This is a genomic window from Streptomyces sp. PCS3-D2 (assembly GCF_000612545.2).
Lineage (GTDB): Bacteria > Actinomycetota > Actinomycetes > Streptomycetales > Streptomycetaceae > Streptomyces.
In genome coordinates, this window is record NZ_CP097800.1 from 468,101 (window position 1) to 481,989 (window position 13,889).

General features: G+C 72.8%; 14 protein-coding genes. 6 read left to right on the forward strand and 8 right to left on the reverse strand.

What is annotated here, in order from left to right; all coding sequences use genetic code 11:
• Window positions 1-7: 7 nt before the first annotated feature.
• The 8 genes from AW27_RS01835 to AW27_RS01870 form a co-directional block, all read right to left on the reverse strand.
• Complete coding sequence (locus AW27_RS01835; RefSeq protein ID WP_052030133.1) at window positions 8-655, reverse strand: hypothetical protein; 648 nt, start codon at window positions 653-655, stop codon at window positions 8-10.
• A gap of 133 nt (window positions 656-788) precedes the next feature.
• A complete protein-coding gene (locus AW27_RS01840) occupies window positions 789-1,028 on the reverse strand; it encodes a chaplin (protein WP_037917135.1) in 240 nt (79 codons plus the stop codon).
• 477 nt (window positions 1,029-1,505) lie between these two features.
• Window positions 1,506-1,964 (reverse strand): DUF7144 family membrane protein, encoded by a 459-nt coding sequence (locus AW27_RS01845; protein WP_037917134.1) that lies wholly within the window; start codon window positions 1,962-1,964, stop codon window positions 1,506-1,508.
• Between the two features lie 124 nt (window positions 1,965-2,088).
• Complete coding sequence (locus AW27_RS01850; RefSeq protein ID WP_037917131.1) at window positions 2,089-2,289, reverse strand: hypothetical protein; 201 nt, start codon at window positions 2,287-2,289, stop codon at window positions 2,089-2,091.
• Between the two features lie 179 nt (window positions 2,290-2,468).
• Window positions 2,469-5,111: a winged helix-turn-helix domain-containing protein gene (locus tag AW27_RS01855; RefSeq protein ID WP_236647481.1), complete on the reverse strand. Its 2,643-nt coding sequence runs from the start codon at window positions 5,109-5,111 to the stop codon at window positions 2,469-2,471.
• A 92-nt stretch (window positions 5,112-5,203) separates the two neighbouring features.
• Window positions 5,204-6,088 (reverse strand): YhjD/YihY/BrkB family envelope integrity protein, encoded by an 885-nt coding sequence (locus tag AW27_RS01860; protein ID WP_037917127.1) that lies wholly within the window; start codon window positions 6,086-6,088, stop codon window positions 5,204-5,206.
• Window positions 6,089-6,555: 467 nt separating this feature from the next.
• Window positions 6,556-7,002: a hypothetical protein gene (locus tag AW27_RS01865; RefSeq protein WP_037917123.1), complete on the reverse strand. Its 447-nt coding sequence runs from the start codon at window positions 7,000-7,002 to the stop codon at window positions 6,556-6,558.
• Window positions 7,003-7,131: 129 nt separating this feature from the next.
• Entirely contained in the window at window positions 7,132-7,557 is a 426-nt protein-coding gene (locus AW27_RS01870) for a secondary thiamine-phosphate synthase enzyme YjbQ (protein WP_037917121.1), read from the reverse strand.
• Between the two features lie 470 nt (window positions 7,558-8,027).
• Between AW27_RS01870 and AW27_RS01875 the strand changes: the two genes are divergently transcribed.
• The 6 genes from AW27_RS01875 to AW27_RS01900 all read left to right on the forward strand — a co-directional run bounded on the left by AW27_RS01875 (window position 8,028) and on the right by AW27_RS01900 (window position 13,706).
• On the forward strand, window positions 8,028-8,447 hold the full coding sequence (locus AW27_RS01875; RefSeq protein ID WP_236647480.1) for a DUF5133 domain-containing protein: 420 nt from the start codon (window positions 8,028-8,030) through the stop codon (window positions 8,445-8,447).
• A gap of 243 nt (window positions 8,448-8,690) precedes the next feature.
• Window positions 8,691-9,014, forward strand: coding sequence for a hypothetical protein (locus tag AW27_RS01880; protein ID WP_037917119.1), 324 nt, complete (start codon window positions 8,691-8,693; stop codon window positions 9,012-9,014).
• A 138-nt stretch (window positions 9,015-9,152) separates the two neighbouring features.
• Window positions 9,153-10,247 carry a carboxylate-amine ligase gene (locus tag AW27_RS01885; RefSeq protein WP_037917117.1) on the forward strand — a complete coding sequence of 365 codons (1,095 nt, stop codon included), beginning with the start codon at window positions 9,153-9,155 and terminating at the stop codon, window positions 10,245-10,247.
• An 85-nt stretch (window positions 10,248-10,332) separates the two neighbouring features.
• The gene (locus tag AW27_RS01890) at window positions 10,333-10,806 is read left to right on the forward strand and encodes a helix-turn-helix domain-containing protein (protein WP_037918372.1); all 474 of its coding nucleotides are present in this window, start codon (window positions 10,333-10,335) and stop codon (window positions 10,804-10,806) included.
• Window positions 10,807-10,816: 10 nt separating this feature from the next.
• Window positions 10,817-11,230 (forward strand): VOC family protein, encoded by a 414-nt coding sequence (locus AW27_RS01895; RefSeq protein WP_030027260.1) that lies wholly within the window; start codon window positions 10,817-10,819, stop codon window positions 11,228-11,230.
• Window positions 11,231-11,321: 91 nt separating this feature from the next.
• Complete coding sequence (locus tag AW27_RS01900; RefSeq protein WP_037917111.1) at window positions 11,322-13,706, forward strand: ATP-binding cassette domain-containing protein; 2,385 nt, start codon at window positions 11,322-11,324, stop codon at window positions 13,704-13,706.
• Window positions 13,707-13,889: the final 183 nt, after the last annotated feature.

Here is a 13,889-nt window from a genome sequence, read left to right on the forward strand (position 1 = left end):
GGCCGGATCAGGCCAGGATGCCCGCCCGGGTGGCAAAGTCGAGCGCCATGTCGACGCGCGGGGCGGGGCGGCCTTCGGTGCCGGGCGCGGTGAGCAGGGCCGTCGCCGCCTCGGCGTCGGCCCTGCCCTCGCGTACGAGCGCCGCGAACCGGTCGACGGCGTCGGCGAGGGCCCGCTCGTGCAGGGAGGGGGCGTCGAAGGAGGAAGCCGTGAGGCCGAGGAACTCCTCGTGTGAGCCGGCCCAGGGCGCGGCTCCCTCCAGCCCGTCCTCGTGCAGCTCCCGCGGGTACGGGATGCGATGCCAGGCTCCGTTCTCCCACCAGTAGACGAAGCCGAACATATTGCCGTCGGCGTCGTCCCGCAGGAGCTCCCAGGGCAGCCAGTCCGGCCCACCCGCCAGGAAGTCGATCTGCTCGCCGCCGATGTGGGTGGTGCTGCCGTCGGGGTCCTGACCGCAGAACACCGCGCGGTCTTCGTCGAACACGCTCAGCCGCCACCAGCCGTCGGCTCCGGTGGAGTGGCACCACAGGCCGTCCTCGTCGAGGGCGAACTCCGTGCCGGTGGAGGAGGCGACGTCGACCATCGCCATGATCGCGGCCCTGGTCCACAACTGCTGTGGGTGGTCGAGGTCTTCGGGCCGGCTCGGCGTGTGCATGCTTGGTCTCCTCCAGGGTCTTGGACAAGCCTCGCACGGCATCGGCGCGACGCCTCACGAGGGTCCGCCCCGGCACGGACGAAGGCCCGTCCCGACCGGAGGTCCGGCCGGGACGGGCCCGGTGCTTCGGCCGTCAGGCGTTGATGCAGGTGTTACCGGCGGCCGGGTTGAGGGCGCCGATCAGGTTGATGCTGTTTCCGCACACGTTGATCGGAATGTGGATCGGGATCTGGACGACGTTGCCCGAGAGGACGCCCGGCGAGCCGACCGCGTAACCCTCCGCGACGGAGTCCGCCGAGGCCGAGGACGCACCGCCGATGACCGCCAGGCCCATCACCAGGGCGAGGCCCGCACTCTTCCAAACACGCGACACGTGGAATCTCCTTGTCGTGCAGGACGGTGCCGGAGCACCGCACGGCCCCGAGGGGGGCCGCCCCTCCTTCTTCGGCAGCAGACCGTCACCGCCCGAAGCCCGGACGGCCCCGTTCCCTCGAAGAGGTGCCCGCACGACCTCCGTTTGGTGGTATGCACGGCGACGGCCCACGGCAGAGCCGGGCTCGAATTCTCTGTTCGAACACACCAGTTCGGATTCCTGCAGCACGAGGCGGAAAGCCCCAGCCAGCCTCGAAGAAACGAACCGGGCTTCCAGGGCAGCGACTTCACGGAACCTGCGGGCGGCGGAGCAGCCCGGGGCGATCCGCCACGACGCCGGGGCAGGGCCCGGCGCCGGCACCCGGCCGATCCCCCGCCGGGGGCACCGGGGGCCGCCGCGCGGGAGCGGCCTCGCCCTTGCGCAGGGCGGCGCCCGGCCCGTGTCGAACCGGACCGGGTGCACGCCCGACCACCGATGTCACACGGGCTTCTGCGACCAACTCGTGCACAGGGACCAGATGATGAACACGTCGATCGCGATGATGATGATCGACCACCACGGCTGGTACGGCAGCCACAGGAAGTTGGCGATGATGCTGAGTCCGGCGAGCACGATGCCTGCGCCCCTGGCCACGTTGGAGCCGAGGAACAGGCCCACTCCGGTCAGCACGACGATGATCCCGACGATGAGGTGGATCCAGCCCCACGACGTCAGGTCGAATGCGAAGACATAGCTGCCGAGACGCGCGTACACGTCGTCCTCGGCGATGGCCGCGATGCCCTGGAAGATCGCGAGGCATCCGGTCACGACCAGGAGGACCGCGGCCAGGAACGTACCGACCGCCCCTCCGGTTCCGTCGCCTCCGCTGGACAGCGGTGTGGTGCCCGGCGCGGGGCCGGTGTTCCAATTTCCCCCGGTCGGTGTCGACTGGCCCATCGAACTCACCTCACAGTTGGCGGTACCGCGCCGGACACACCCCACAGTGTCGTCCGGCCGACGGTTTCTCGTGATCACCCGAAGCGGGTGGTCCTCCCTTCCGGGTCGTGGAGCGGGCGCGGCGTCAGGCGGCGGGTACCTGGCGCATTTCGAGCACCCGCAGGCCCATGGCTTGGAAGCGGGTGAGGAGCCCGTACAGGTGCGCCTCGTCCGCAACGGTGCCGAGGAGGAGCGTCTGTTCCCGGACCGGGATCCGGTCGAGCTCGGGGAAGCTCGCGGCGAGCGTGTCCGGCACGACGCCCGAGATGTGGAACGCGTAGCGCATGAGAGCACTCACTTCTCTCCGGAGGAAGACGTCAGGTGCCGTGACTCGGCCTGCCTGGTTCCTGCCTCATCGCTGCCTGGTTCTGCCGTGTGCTGCCGGGTTTCGCGGAGTTCTGCCCTGCCATCGTCGGCCCGGCTCCCGCAGCCCGGCATCGCCCGGTACGGGCGAGGCGCTTCCCCCTAGAGCAGCCCGAGGTCCTGGGCTCGGTGGACGGCGTCGCTGCGGCGGGTGACACAGAGCTTGCGGTAGATGCTCTTGAGGTGAGTCTTGACGGTGTTGGCCGACACGTACAGCTCGGCAGCGATCTCCTCGGTGGACAGCATCCGTGCGGCCTGGCGCAGCACCTCGGTCTCCCGTGCGCTGAGCGCCTCCACCACGGGCGACGGCGTGCCGGGCCCGGTCGCCGGGTCGGCCGGGCGGACGCGGCCCGGGGCCGGACGGGAGCCTTCTCGCAGGTGTCGGCGAACCCAGGGGCCGCTCTCGGCGAACGGCCGGCGCAGTCCCTCCGGCCGGGCGAGGTCCACGGCTTCGGCCAGCTTCCGGCGGGCCTCCACGGCGTGGCCGTCCGCGGCGGCGATCTCTGCTCCGAGCAGGTACGCCGCCACCCGCACCGGCGGCGCGACGCCGTCGCCGGCGGGCAGGCCCGCGAGCTCTCGCGCGGCGGCCCCGGCGCGGCCGACCGCCAGGAGGGCGCGGGCACGGGCCAGCACGTGCTCGGGCCGCGCGGAGGGTGCGGCGTCGAGCACCCGGAGGGCCGCCACGGCGTCACCGCATGCCAGGTGGGCTGCCGATCCGGCCACGGCCAGCGCGTCCGCCGCCCACGCGGACAACGGCTCCGCGGCCCCCGTCGAGCGCAGTCGGGCGAGGACGGCGAGAGCGGCCTCGCCGTCGCCCCCGGCGGCGGCGATCCTGGCTCCGATGACGGCGGCCTGGACCGCTGCCGTGCTGTCGGGGCGGAGGCCGGCGGCGGCCGCCGTGGTCGCCAGGTCCAGGTGGATTCGGGCGGCCGGCAGGTCGTCGTGCTCCACGGCGACGCCTGCCCGGACGAGGTGACCGGTGCCGGAGCGGCGCTCGGGCGGGAGCGCCGACTGCTCGGCGACGGCGAGGGCGGCACGCGCGTGCTCGGCGGCCCGCCGCAGCCGGCCCCGCATCAGCTCGGCAAGGGCCAGCGAGCCGAGCGCGTCGCAGAGCGGATACCGGGTGCCGGGATCCCCTACCGGCTCGGCGGCCGGCTCCGCGCAGGCGTCGGCGGCAGCCGCGAGGGCAGCCCGCGCCGAGTCGAGCCGTCCGGCGCCGAGCCTGACCGCGCCGAGTGCCGCGAGGAGCAGGGCACGGATCTCGGGGTGCGCGGCGACCAGCGGGACCGGCAGCTCGCCGAGGAGCCGCTCGGCGTCGGCCGCCGCCCGCTCGGTGGCCGCCAGGTCCCCGGTCGCGCGCCCGGCGAGCGTCCCGAGGAGGGCCCGGCTGAACCTGGCGGCGGCGCCGGAGCCGGGGCCGAGATGGGTGTCCGCGCGGCGCACCGCATCCCGGTAGCCGGGGAGGTCCTGTACCACCAGCCGGAGGGCCGCCCCGACCAGGGCGGGCTCCGCGCCCGCCGCGTCCGCGGGCAGGGGCGCGAACGCCCGGTTCAGCCGCTCCGCCCGCAGGCCGGTGAACAGCCGGCCGATCGCCAGGTCGTCGACGAGCCGCCCCGCGGCGAACGACCAGTCGCCGGCGGCCGCTGCCTGGACCACGGCCTCGTCGAGCCGGCCGGTCCCGGCGAGCCAGCGTGCCGCCCGCCCGTGCAGCTGCTGCTCCAGCCCCGGGTGGCGCTGACGCAGGTGTGCGCGCAGGACCTCGGCGAAGAGGGGGTGCAGCCGGTACCAGGCGGATGCGTCGACCTGTTCCAGGAAGGCGTTGTCGCGGGCCAGCCGGGCGAGGGTGAGGGCGGCGTCGTCACGGCCGGTCAGCGCGTCCGCGAGGTCGGGGTGGACCCGGTCCGTGATGCTGACGCGCAGCAGGAGGTCCCGGGTGGCCGGCGGCTGCGCGTCGAGCACCTCTTTGAGCAGGTAGTCGGCGATCGTGGTGCGGTCGGCCGCGAACTGGCGGACGAAGGCTTCCGGGTCGGGGCTGCGCTGCATCGCGAGGGCGCACAGCCGCACCCCCGCGGCCCATCCCTCGGTCCGTTCCATCAGCAGCCGGATCCCGGCCTGCGAGAGGTCCAGCCGGTGCTCGGCCAGCAGGGCCTCGGCGTCCGCGTCGGTGAACCTGAGGTCGGCCTGGCGAATCTCCGCGATCTCGCCCGCCGCCCGGTAGCGGTGCAGCGGCAGCAGGGAGTCCGTCCGGCTGGTGAGGACGACGCGCAGGCCTCCGGCGGCGTGCCGAAGCACGAAGTCCAGTCCCTCCGTCATGGCGGGCGGGCGGGCCGTGTCGAACTGGTCGAGCACGAGTACGGCGGGCTGCGCGGAATCGGCCAGAGCCGCCGCCAGACGCACCAGGAAGGACTGGGTCACCCCTTCGGCCCGGGTCGGCCTGCCCACGGCGGCGGGCAGCTCGACCCCGCCCCGGTGGAGGGCCTCCATGACGTACGCCCAGAAGACGCCGGGGGCGTCGTCGGGTTCGACGGTCAGCCACAGAGGGGGCCGCGGCGCCCGGCCGCCGGCCGCCCAGTGCGCGGTGAGCACCGTCTTGCCCGAGCCGGCCGGACCGTTGATCAGGGTGAGCGGGCCCCGCACCCCGGCCGTCAGACGGCTGAGCAGCTCGGGTCGGTGGACGAGGGTCTTGGGCACGGCCGGTGCGGTGAAGCGGGCCGTGAGCATCGGGTCGCTCTGCGGTCGGGCCACAGCCTCCACTGAAACCGCGATCGGTCGTGATCACCACTCGTGCCGTCCGGTACGGGTGAGGTGCGGGCCCGCCGCCGGGCTCCCGGGCGGGCTCACCGCTGGGCCGGCCCGGGGCCGGGTGCGGGCTGCGGCGGGTCGTCGGCCGTGCCCAGCCGACGCGCCAGCAGGTGCTCGTGGGCCAGTACGTACCCCACGGCGACACCCATGGTGACGACGACGAAGAACATGATCAGCCAGGACAGGACGACGAAGACCAAGCCGAGGCCGCCGAACTGTTGGAGGCTCCGGTTCAGGGCGCGGGGCATGTAGAACTGGGAGCCCCAGCTGATCAGGCCCGCCCCGACCGCGACCAAGACCGCACCGGGCAGCAGGGGAAGCCATGCCACCCGCCCGCCGAGCAGGAGGTGCTGGGTCCACCACCACAGCAGGATCCCGCTGATCAGGGAGACCACCGCGCCGAGGACCCGGCCGGCGCCGAACGCCTGCTGCACGGGCCCCTGGAACAGCAGCGCCGTCAGCCAGACCAGCAGCCAGGCCAGCCAGCGCCAGGCCGCCAGCCGGGCCCCCGCCTTCGGCAGGTGCCAGGCGCGCTCGCAGGTCCGCTGGAGAGCGCGGCTGCAGGCGGTCGCGGACAGCAGTGTGACCACGACGCCCACCACCCCGGTGCTCGCGAGGGCTGCCGTGTCCTCGCCGCTGTTCTGCACCACCGAGCGGATCTGGTCCAGTGCCGGGCCCGTGAGGCCCAGGGTCCCGCTGATGGTGGAGACGAGTTGCTTGCGCATCCAGTCGGGTGCGAGGGCCCCGATGACGAAGATGGCGGGGATCGCGCCGAGGAAAGCCTGCGCGGCCAGCCGGGTCGCGCAGTCCAGCAGGTTGACGCGCGCGAACTGTTCGAGGATCCGGCCGAGGAACGGCGTGTAGGTGCGCATCCAGGCCGGCACGGTGAAGCGGGGCGGCTTGTCACGCGGTTCCGACACGGTGACGGCTCCTTCCCCGGACGGCGCCTGTCGGCTGCGGTTGCCCTCCACGAGAAGGATGGGGCCGCACCGGACGTCCGGCACGTCGGGAGCGGCCCCCGCGCGGGTGGGGAGCGCGGCCCCGGTGGCTCCGGCCCGAGGTCCGAGGCCGGCCCGGAGCGGACGTACGGCCGTCGTCCCGGGCGGCCGGTCCGGCCGTACCGCAGGGCCTGGCACGCGCGGCGGTCGACGGCCCGCCCTGTGTCACCGGCGGCCTGCGGGAGCCGCGGCACGGGCGCCGGGGCTCCCGGGACGCGGGGCGGCGGCCGAGGCCCGCCACCGCCCTCGGGAACGGAGTCCAGCTTCGACCCGGCCACGGTAGGCCGGTCGGGGGCGGCGGCGGGCGGAACCTCACTGGCGCTGGTGAGGACCGGTCCGGGTCCGGGCGGAAGGCCGCCCGACGCCGCCCTCCGCGTCCGCCGTCCCCGCTACGGACCCTGGTGACCGCCGTCCAGGCGGACGATCTCCCTTTCCAGCGGGCCGAGTTCCCCCTGCCCGTCCGCCTCCAGCCGGACTATCTCCTCCCGCACCGCGGTGAGTTCCTCCTGACGCCCCATGACCGCCAGCTGCAGACCGTAGGCCTTGAGCACGACCATGAGCAGCTGCGCCCGTCCGGCCTCCAGGGAGTGCATCCGGCGGGCGGCCCCGACCGCCTCGGCCCGCAGGGCGAGGGCCGTGCCGGGCTGATCGGCGAAATCCTGCCGGCTGTAGGTGCACAGTGCCCGAGCCAGCTGGGGCAGATAGGCGAGCGGGCTCACCTGGGCGAGTACCCGGTAGGCGGCGACCTCCTGTCGGGTGGTCAGGGTCTGGGAACCGAGGAGGGCCACTCGGGCCCGGAGTACCGCGTCGTGGTTGATGTGCGCCGTGTGATTCATGACGCTGATTCTGAAAGCCGCGAAGGGGCCCGAACAAGGGCAATCCACTGTGCTCTTGATCCTACGAAAACGTGCTCTGACCTGTCATGATGGATACGTCTTCACCCCTGCGCCCGCTCGGCGCCCCGGTCATCCGGCCAGGAAGGACAGCCGGACCCGACGGCGGGGGTTGTCCCGGTTGGTGTCCACCAAGGTGACGGACTGCCAGGTTCCGATTGCCAGCGTTCCGTCGATCACCGGAAGCGTCGCGTGCGGCGGGACGAACGCGGGCATGACGTGGTCACGCCCATGGCCCGGAGAGCCGTGGCGATGCCGCCACCGATCGTCGGCCGGCAGCAGGGACTTCAGGGCGGTCAGCAGGTCCTCGTCGCTACCCGCTCCCGTCTCGATGACGGCGAGCCCGGCGGTCGCGTGCGGCGTAAAGATGTTGAGGAGTCCACTCCGCCCGCGCGCGACCTCCTGAAGGAAGGCGGCGCAGGCGGAAGTCAGGTCGTGGACGGTCTCCCGGTTCCCGGTCGTCACGTCGACGGTGCGCGATACGAAGGCGTCGGCCATGGCGTCATCCTGCCGCCGCACCCGTGCGCGACGGCGCAACCCGGCCGGCTGTCCGCGCGAAGATGATCGACCGTCACTGGGCCGCCAGGGGTTCCGGTTCGCGGGGTCGGCCGGACACGGCGGCGGACCGCCGACCTGACGTTCGCGCGCCGCAGGACGTCCGGGGCGCGGGTGCAACCTCCTCGCCGCGCCCGGTGGGCGCGGCCGGCCGGGGAAAGCGCGCTTCGGCATCGAGCGGCCGCGGCGGGGTGGTGAAGGTCGTGCGGGCGAACCTGCACGCCGTCGGTGCGGCGGGCGTTCTGTGGGTGTGGAACGACAACTGGAGCGGGCATACCTTCCATGCTTACCTCCACAGTCCGCACAGCCTTCGGTTGAAAGGATGATCGGTGACCTCTCAAAGCATTCATCAGTCTTCTGATGAGCATGTACCGGTACTCCGTGGCGCGACGACGGTGGAGTGGGCGACGGGCATGGTGATGGCTCTGGCACCCTGCGGGGCCCGTGAGGCGCGGTTCGCGTTGGCGGCGGCAGCCGAGCGGGCGCGGGTACCGGTGGCGGACCTCGCGGCCGCGGTGGTCGCGGGCTCGCTCGGGGACCCCGTACCCGCCCGGTGGGATCGCGCACTGCGGCGCGCGGTCGAGGCCCTGCGGAGCGCCCGGCCGGGGGCGGAGGGCGACCGCGGCGTGGGGCTACTGCCCAGCCGGACCCGGACCGAGGACGTCCTGGCGCGGTTCCGGGCGGCCCGGGAACGGCTCGCCGGGGCCCCCGGTGACGCGGTGGCCCGCGGCGCCATGGACGACATGGCCTACACCCTGTGCGTGCTGATGGGCCGCTCGACCGTGCACGAGGCCGTGCTGGCGGCCGAACGACACCTGGCCGCAGCGCACTGACCCGACCGGCGGCCGACCGGGCCGGCACTGGAGCCCAGCGGGACCGGCCGGGCTCCGGTGCCGTCGTCGAGCGCGGAGGCGAGTCCGATGCACTCGACGTCGATCTGTCGGCCGGCTCCGCCAGGACCGCGGAGAGGTCGCGGGCGGTCGACGGGCCGCGCGGGGCGGAGCCCGTGTGCGGCGCCCGGGCACGGGTAGGCGCTGGACGTACCGGAGCGTCCGTACGGCAGTGAGGAAGTCGTCATGCCCCGCGGTTCCAGTTCGAAGAGGGAACGACAGTACGAGCACATCAAGGAGAGCGCCGAGGAGCGCGGCGAGAGCCCCGAGAGGGCGGAGGAGATCGCCGCGCGGACCGTGAACAAGGAGCGGGCCCGGGCCGGCGAGACGAAGATGGCGAGCAGGACCTCGCTGGAGGACATCTCCTCGGGCCGGCGCGGCGGACTGCGCTCCCACAAGGGAGCCGGAGGCCCCACCTACGACCAGCTCTACGAGGAGGCCAGGCGCAGGAACCTCCACGGCCGCTCCTCGATGGACAAGGCGGAGCTCAAGCGGAAGCTGGGTTACTGAGCGCGGTGGGCGGACGGAGCAGTCCGGTGGGCGAGCACGCGCCGCGCCGGACGGCGACGACCGCTGAGCGGGGCGGCAGCCTAGGCCGGTCGGCGCAGGCGGCGGATGATCAGGGCACTCCCGGGGTAACCGCACCGCGTGATCACATTCGGCGTCGAAGAGGAATACCTCCTGGTGGACCCGGTGACGGTGCTGCCGGTACCCGGGGCCGAGTACGTGCGCAGGGCGGCCGGTCTGGGCCCGATCGCGGAGGACGGCGAGGTCCAGGACGAGCTGCTCCAGGCACAGGTCGAGGTGGCGACGCCGGTCTGCACGGAGCTGGAGGAGGTCGGCGGCCACCTGCTGCGGCTGCGGCACGCCGTGGGCTCGGCCGCCGAGGAGCACGGCTGCCGGGTCGCCATGGCCGCCGCAGCACCGCTGCGCGACCCGTCGGCGGTGCCGGTCACCCGCAAACCGAGGTATCTCAGGATGGAGGGCCAGGCCCGGCAGCTGGTGGACGAGCAGCTGATCAACGGTATGCACGTGCACGTGGGGGTGCCCGATCCGGCGACCGGCGTCGCAGTGCTGAACCGCATCCGGGTCTGGCTGCCGACCCTGCTGGCCATGTCCGCGAACTCTCCGCTGTGGGACGGCAAGGACACCGGCTTCGCCAGCTGGCGCACGATCGTCTTCGGCCGCTGGCCGGTCAGCGGCCCGCCCCCCTACTTCGACGGGCACGCCGACTACGAGCGGCGGATCGACGCGCTGGTCGCCTCCGGGGTGATCGCCGACCGGGGTCAGCTGTACTGGCAGGCACGGCTCTCCGACCGTTTCCCGACCGTCGAGGTGCGGTGCCTGGACGTGCAGCTGCGGGCCGACGACGCGGTCATGCTGGCCGGTCTGGTGCGCGCCCTGGTCACGGTCGCCCTCGCCGAGGAGAAGGCCGGGGCCGCGCCCGCGCAGTGCTGTCCGGAACTGCTGCAGGCCGCCAACTGGCACGCGGCCCGGCACGGCCTGAACTCCACCCTGGTCGATCCCGAGGGTCGCTGCCGCAGCAGCGGTGACGTGCTGTCCTCCCTGCTGGCCCACGTCGCTCCGGCACTCGCCGAGTCCGGCGACGAACGCGAGGTGGCGTCGCTCGTGCACCGGCTCCTCCAGGAGGGGACACCGGCCGACCGGCAGCGCCGCGCCCTGCGGGAGGGCGGCATGCCGGCCCTCAGGAACCTGATCGTGGGCGACTCCCCGTCCGGCTGAGCCGGGTGGCAGGCGCGGACCGGGGGGACGAGCGGACCGGGCGGACGCCCCCGCCGACCGTTTGCGTCGTGCGATGCTGGTGGGCATGACCTTGGAGGACCTGGTGAGGCTGCGCCGTGCCCGGGACGTGATCGACCGCGACTACGCGGAGCCGCTGGATGTTCCGGCGCTCGCGCAGGTCGCCCTGATGTCCCCCGGGCACTTCTCCCGCAGCTTCCGCGCCGCTTTCGGGGAGACCCCGTACAGCTATCTGATGACCCGCCGCGTCGAACGCGCGAAGGCGCTGCTGCGGCGGGGCGACATGAGTGTGACGGAGGTCTGCTTCGCCGTCGGGAGCACCTCGCTGGGATCGTTCAGCTCGCGATTCACCGAGCTCGTCGGCGAGAGCCCCAGCGCCTATCGGGCTCGCGCGCACGAGGCGGGCGAGGCCATTCCGGCGTGCGTCGCCAAGTACATGACGCGACCGGTCAGGGGCGGGCGGCCGCCCGGTGACCAGGGCACGGAACCCGTCGCGGATCCGGTCAGAAATGGAGAAGCGAAAACGGCGGGCGCCTCGTAGCGTCGAAGCCATGAACATCAATCTCTCGCAGTGCTTCATCGCGGTGGACGACCACGACAAGGCGATCGCGTTCTACCGCGACGTCCTGGGCCTGGAGGTGCGCAACGACGTCGGGTTCGAGGGGATGCGCTGGGTGACCGTCGGGTCGCCCTCGCAGGACGTCGAGATCGTCCTCGAACCGCCGCTCGCCGACCCCGGCGCCCCCGCCGCGGACCGGCAGGCGATGGCCGAGCTGCTGGCCAAGGGCATGCTGCGCGGCGTGATCTTCTCCACCGACGACGTCGACGCCACCTTCGAGCGCATCCGGGCGGCCGGCGGGGAGGTCATGCAGGAGCCCATCGACCAGCCGTACGGAGTCCGTGACTGCGCGTTCCGCGACCCGGCCGGCAACATGCTCCGCTTCAACCAGCCCCGCAAGCAGTAGCACCACCTTCCCCTCACGGGCCGCGGTCACGTCCACGCCATCCGGCGTGACCGTGACCGCGGCCCTCCCCATGGACGGAGACACCTCGCGCATGGCCACGCGGAACACCACGCCGCCCCCCGCCCGGCACGCTGCCGACAGCCACGACCTGATCCGGGTGCACGGCGCCCGTGTGAACAACCTCAAGGACGTGAGCATCGAGATCCCGAAACGCCGACTGACGGTGTTCACCGGGGTCTCCGGATCCGGCAAGAGCTCGCTGGTCTTCGACACGATCGCCGCGGAGTCGCAGCGGCTGATCAACGAGACGTACAGCGCCTTCGTCCAGGGGTTCATGCCGACGCCGGCCCGGCCCGAGGTCGACGTGCTCGACGGGCTGACCACGGCGATCATCGTCGACCAGCAGCGGATGGGCGGCGACCCCCGCTCGACGGTCGGCACCGCGACCGACGCCAACGCGATGCTGCGCATCCTGTTCAGCCGGCTCGGCAGCCCTCACGTCGGCTCACCCAAGGCGTTCTCGTTCAACGTCGCCTCCATCAGCGGTGCGGGTGCGGTCACCGTGGAGCGCGACGGCCGGACCGTGAAGGAGCGCCGGTCCTTCAGCATCACCGGCGGCATGTGCCCGCGCTGCGAGGGCCGCGGCTCGGTCACCGACCTGGACCTCACCCAGCTCTACGACGACTCCAAATCGCTCAACGACGGCGCCCTCACCGTCCCCGGGTACAAGCCGGGCGGCTGGAGCTACCGGCTGTACAGCGAGTCGGGCCTCTACGACGCCGACAAGCCGATCCGCCGCTACACCAAGAGGGAGCTGCACGACTTCCTCCACCGCGAACCGGTCCGGATGAAGATCGCGGGCATCAACATGACCTACGAGGGGCTCGTCCCCCGCATCCGGAAGTCGATGCTCGCCAAGGACCGGGAGTCGATGCAGCCGCACATCCGGGAGTTCGTGGACCGTGCGGTCACCTTCACGACCTGCCCCGACTGCGACGGCACCCGGCTCACCGAGACGGCCCGGTCGTCGAAGATCAAGGACGTGAGCATCGCCGACGCGTGCGCGATGCAGATCAGCGACCTGGCCGCATGGGTCGACTCCCTCGACGAGCCCTCGGTGGCACCACTGCTCGGCTCCCTCCACCACACCCTCGAATCGTTCGTCGGGATCGGGCTCGGCTACCTCTCCCTCGACCGCCCCGCAGGCACCCTCAGCGGCGGCGAGGCGCAGCGCGTCAAGATGATCCGCCACCTGGGGTCCTCGCTCACCGACACCACCTACGTCTTCGACGAACCCACCACCGGTCTGCACCCGCACGACATCCAGCGCATGAACGGCCTGCTGCTGCGGCTCCGCGACAAGGGCAACACGGTGCTCGTGGTGGAACACAAGCCGGAGACGATCGCGATCGCCGATCATGTCGTCGACCTCGGTCCCGGCGCCGGGACAGCGGGCGGCACCGTCTGCTTCGAGGGGACCGTCGACGGACTGCGCGCGAGCGGCACCATCACCGGACGGCACCTCGACGACCGCGCGGCCCTGAAACCCGCGGTACGCGAACCCACCGGCCGGCTGGAGATCCGCGGCGCCGCGACGCACAACCTGCGCGACGTCGACGTCGACATCCCGCTGGGCGTGCTCACCGTCATCACCGGGGTTGCCGGCTCCGGGAAGAGCTCGCTGATCCACGGTTCGATCCCGGCCGGCGAGGGCGTTGTGTCGATCGACCAGGGCGCGATCCGAGGCTCCAGGCGCAGCAACCCGGCGACGTACACGGGGCTGCTCGACCCGATCCGCAAGGCCTTCGCCAAGGCGCACGGGGTCAAGCCGGCGCTGTTCAGCGCCAACTCGGAGGGGGCCTGCCCCACCTGCAACGGCGCGGGAGTCGTCTACACCGACCTGGCGATGATGGCGGGTGTGGCGGTCACCTGCGAGGACTGCGAGGGCAAGCGGTTCCAGGCGTCGGTTCTCCAACACCGGTTGGGCGGTCGCGACATCAGCGAGGTGCTGGCGATGTCGGTGACCGAGGCCCTGGAGTTCTTCGGATCCGGTGAGGCGGCCACCCCGGCCGCGCACCGCATCCTCGGCCGGCTCTCCGACGTCGGGCTGGGCTACATCAGCCTCGGCCAGCCCCTCACGACGCTGTCCGGCGGCGAGCGGCAGCGCCTGAAGCTGGCCACGCACATGTCCGGGAAGGGCGGGGTCTACGTCCTCGACGAGCCGACCACGGGACTCCACCTCGCCGACGTCGAACAGCTCCTCGGCCTACTCGACCGGCTCGTGGACTCGGGCAAGTCGGTCATCGTCATCGAGCACCACCAGGCGGTCATGGCGCACGCCGACTGGATCGTCGACCTCGGGCCCGGCGCCGGCCACGACGGCGGGCGGATCGTCTTCGAGGGCACACCCGCCGACCTCGTCGCCGACCGGTCCACCCTCACCGGGGAGCACCTGGCGGCCTACGTCGGCGCCTGACGGCCGCGGGGTCCGCGGCCCCACCGCCGCGGACCCCGCGGCCGATCCGGCCGGGTGCGGTGCGGCCGGGCCGGGTGCGGGGCTGGGTCCGGCACACGGTTCCCGCCAACTCTGGCTGTTCCCGGACGAGTTGCACGCTATCTGACTATCTTCTACGGGGCACATCAGTTCGCCCCAGGAGGT

What these genes read in the sequence shown, in the direction of transcription:
- AW27_RS01835 (WP_052030133.1), bottom strand. Translation starts at nt 655, where the DNA reads ATGCACACGCCGAGCCGGCCCGAAGACCTCGACCACCCACAGCAGTTG.
- AW27_RS01865 (WP_037917123.1), bottom strand. Translation starts at nt 7,002, where the DNA reads ATGAATCACACGGCGCACATCAACCACGACGCGGTACTCCGGGCCCGA.
- AW27_RS01880 (WP_037917119.1), top strand. Translation starts at nt 8,691, where the DNA reads ATGCCCCGCGGTTCCAGTTCGAAGAGGGAACGACAGTACGAGCACATC.
- AW27_RS01870 (WP_037917121.1), bottom strand. Translation starts at nt 7,557, where the DNA reads ATGGCCGACGCCTTCGTATCGCGCACCGTCGACGTGACGACCGGGAAC.
- AW27_RS01895 (WP_030027260.1), top strand. Translation starts at nt 10,817, where the DNA reads ATGAACATCAATCTCTCGCAGTGCTTCATCGCGGTGGACGACCACGAC.
- AW27_RS01900 (WP_037917111.1), top strand. Translation starts at nt 11,322, where the DNA reads ATGGCCACGCGGAACACCACGCCGCCCCCCGCCCGGCACGCTGCCGAC.
- AW27_RS01845 (WP_037917134.1), bottom strand. Translation starts at nt 1,964, where the DNA reads ATGGGCCAGTCGACACCGACCGGGGGAAATTGGAACACCGGCCCCGCG.
- AW27_RS01850 (WP_037917131.1), bottom strand. Translation starts at nt 2,289, where the DNA reads ATGCGCTACGCGTTCCACATCTCGGGCGTCGTGCCGGACACGCTCGCC.
- AW27_RS01890 (WP_037918372.1), top strand. Translation starts at nt 10,333, where the DNA reads ATGACCTTGGAGGACCTGGTGAGGCTGCGCCGTGCCCGGGACGTGATC.
- AW27_RS01875 (WP_236647480.1), top strand. Translation starts at nt 8,028, where the DNA reads ATGGTGATGGCTCTGGCACCCTGCGGGGCCCGTGAGGCGCGGTTCGCG.